General features: G+C 63.9%; 2 protein-coding genes. Both read right to left on the bottom strand.

The genetic code is table 11. The annotated features are described in order from the left end of the window. The coding region (locus ABZS61_RS34670) for a hypothetical protein (protein WP_356430456.1) at positions 1–2907 on the bottom strand (2907 nt) is incomplete at its 3' end. Beyond that, positions 2897–2968 (bottom strand): CarD family transcriptional regulator, encoded by a 72-nt coding sequence (locus ABZS61_RS34665; protein ID WP_356430459.1) that lies wholly within the window; start codon positions 2966–2968, stop codon positions 2897–2899. The genes ABZS61_RS34665 and ABZS61_RS34670, both read right to left, overlap by 11 nt. Positions 2969–3001 lie beyond the last annotated feature (33 nt).

Here is a 3001-nt window from a genome sequence, read left to right as displayed (position 1 = left end):
CTTCAACTGCGACACGTTCACCGCATCGCGGTCAGCCTTACCGGCTGCCACGTTCGCCAGCGTCGTACCGCCTTCACCCACCAGCGTCGCCGACTTGAAGTTCGGCGTACCGTCCGCGTTCTTGTCGTACGTCACCGCGGCCAGCGACTTGCCGTCGTCGCCGATCAAGCCCGACGACTTCAACTGCGACACGTTCACCGCATCGCGGTCAGCCTTACCGGCTGCCACGTTCGCCAGCGTCGTACCGCCTTCACCCGCCAGCGTCGCCGACTTGTAGTTCGGCGTACCGTCTGCCTTCTTGTCGTACGTCACCGCGGCAACCGACTTGCCGTCTTCACCGATCAGGCCCGACGATTTCAGTTGCGACACGTTCACCGCGTCCGCGTCCGCCGTACCGGCCGCCACGTTCGACAGCTTCGTACCACCTTCGCCAGCCAGCGTCGCCGACTTGTAGTTCGGCGTACCGTCCGCTTTCTTGTCGTAGGTGATTGCAGCCAGCGTCTTGCCATCCTCGCCGATCAAGCCCGACGACTTCAGCTGCGACACGTTGACCGCGTCCATGTCAGCCGTACCGGCCTTCACGTTCGACAGCTTCGTGCCGCCTTCGCCCGCCAGCGTCGCCGACTTGTAGTTCGGCGTGCCGTCTGCGTTCTTGTCGTACGTCACCGCGGCCATCGTCTTGCCGTCCTCGCCGATCAAGCCCGACGACTTCAGTTGCGACACGTTCACCGCGTCCGTGTCGGCCTTGCCAGCCTTCACGTTCGACAGCGTCGTACCACCTTCACCGGCCAGCGTTGCCGACTTGTAGTTCGGCGTGCCGTCTGCGTTCTTGTCGTACGTCACTGCGGCACGCGACTTGCCATCTTCGCCAACGAGGCCCGACGACTTCAGTTGCGCAACGTTCACCGCGTCCATGTCGGCCTTGCCAGCCTTCACGTTCGACAGCGTCGTACCACCTTCACCGGCCAGCGTTGCCGACTTGTAGTTCGGCGTACCGTCCGCGTTCCTGTCGTAGGTGATTGCAGCCAGCGTCTTGCCATCCTCGCCGATCAAGCCCGACGACTTCAGTTGCGACACGTTGACCGCGTCCATGTCGGCCGTACCGGCCTTCACGTTCGACAACTTCGTACCGCCTTCACCAGCCAGCGTTGCCGACTTGTAGTTCGGCGTGCCGTCCGCGTTCTTGTCGTACGTGATTGCCGCAAGCGACTTGCCGTCCTCGCCAACGAGGCCCGACGACTTCAGTTGCGACACGTTCACCGCGTCCGTGTCGGCCTTGCCGGCCTTCACGTTCGACAGCGTCGTACCGCCTTCGCCCGTCAGCGTCACCTTGTCCTTCTTCGCGCTGTCATAGGCCACGGCCAACGGATTCATGCCGCCTTCCACGTCGCGGAGTGCGTCCGTCAGTTGATCGACGTTCACCGCGTCCGTGCCGGCCTTGCCCTTGGCCACGTTCGACAGCGTCACCGGGCTCGTCGACTTCCCGCCGCCCAGCGTCACCGAGTTGTAGTTCGGCGTGCCATCGGCCTTCTTGTCGTACGTCACCGCGGCGATCGACTTGCCGTCCTCGCCGATCAGGCCCGACGACTTCAGCTGCGACACGTTCACCGCGTCCAGGTCGGCCGTACCGGCCTTCACGTTCGACAGCGTCGTGCCCGTCTTGCCCGCCAGCGTCACCTTGTCCTTCGACGTGCTGTCGTACACCACCGCCAGCGATTCACCGGTCGTCTTGTCGAGGACACCGCCATCCGTCAGCGCGTCCTTCAGGTTGCCCAGGTTCTCGTTCGTCGCGAACAGTTGCGAACCGTTCACCGCATCCGTGCTCTTCGCCGACAGCGTGCCAGCCTTCACGTTCGTCAGCGTCGTGCCGCCTTCGCCCGCCAGCGTTGCCGACTTGTAGTTCGGCGTGCCGTCCGCGTTCTTGTCGTACGTGATTGCTGCGACCGACTTTCCATCCTCGCCGATCAGGCCCGACGACTTCAGTTGCGACACGTTCACCGCGTCCATGTCGGCCTTGCCGGCCGCGACGTTCGACAGCGTCGTGCCAGTCGTGCCGGCCAGCGTCACCTTGTCCTTCGTCGCGCTATCGTACGCGACGGCGTTCGGGTCGGAGCCACCGTTCTTCGCCATCGCGTCCAGTGCGTCGCCGACGTTGTTGTACGTCGTGTCGCCGACCTTGTAAGTCGGTGCCTTGACGGTGCCATCGGTCTCGATGCCCGCGCCACCACCGAGCGCATTCGTCACGCCCGTCAACTGGCTCACGTTCACCGCATCGTTGTTTTTAGTACCCTTTGCGACGTTGACGATCTGGCGCTGGAGCGAATTCGATCCCACGGAGAGTGCATTGCCGCGATCGGCAACAGAATTGGCGCCCAGTGCAATGCCGCCGTTATTGCCCGACGCCACACTCGCGTTGGCACCCAGTGCAATGGCATCCGTGACGTTTTGCGCGATGTTCGCAGACTTGCCCATCGCAACGCTGTTCACGGTACCCGCCGCTGTCATCGCGGCGTCGCCGATCGCGATCGAGCTCTTGCCCACGGCTGCCACCTTATTGTTGCCGAGCGCAACCGCGTTTTCGGCATTGGCCTTTGCTCGAGAACCGATCGCCAACGCGCCTGCGCCGTTCGTCGTAACATTGCTGCCGATCGCGACCGAATACGGGTGGTCAACGCCCGTCTGGGCAATACTGCCGATCGCCACCGCGTTGTCCGAACTCGCGACAGCCTGCAAACCGACCGCGACCGCATTGAGCCCGCCTGCGCCAGCTGCCACGCCGATCGCGGCGGCCGTGCCCAACTTCGGATCGCGGCCGTTCATCGATGCAATGTTTACCAAGCTGCCATCCGCACCCAACCCTTCGATCGCGATGAAGCTGCCCGGCTTCGATTCGACGTCACGCGTCATCCGCGTCGATGTAGCGGCCCACGCCGTGCTGCTCGTGGACGATGTAGTCGCCCGCCTGCAGGGTCAGCGGGTCGACGGACTTGCGGCGCCTGGC

The sequence above is a fragment of the Streptomyces sp. NPDC005566 genome (assembly GCF_040605575.1).
GTDB lineage: Bacteria > Actinomycetota > Actinomycetes > Streptomycetales > Streptomycetaceae > Streptomyces.
This window is presented reverse-complemented; position numbering and strand designations above follow the sequence as displayed.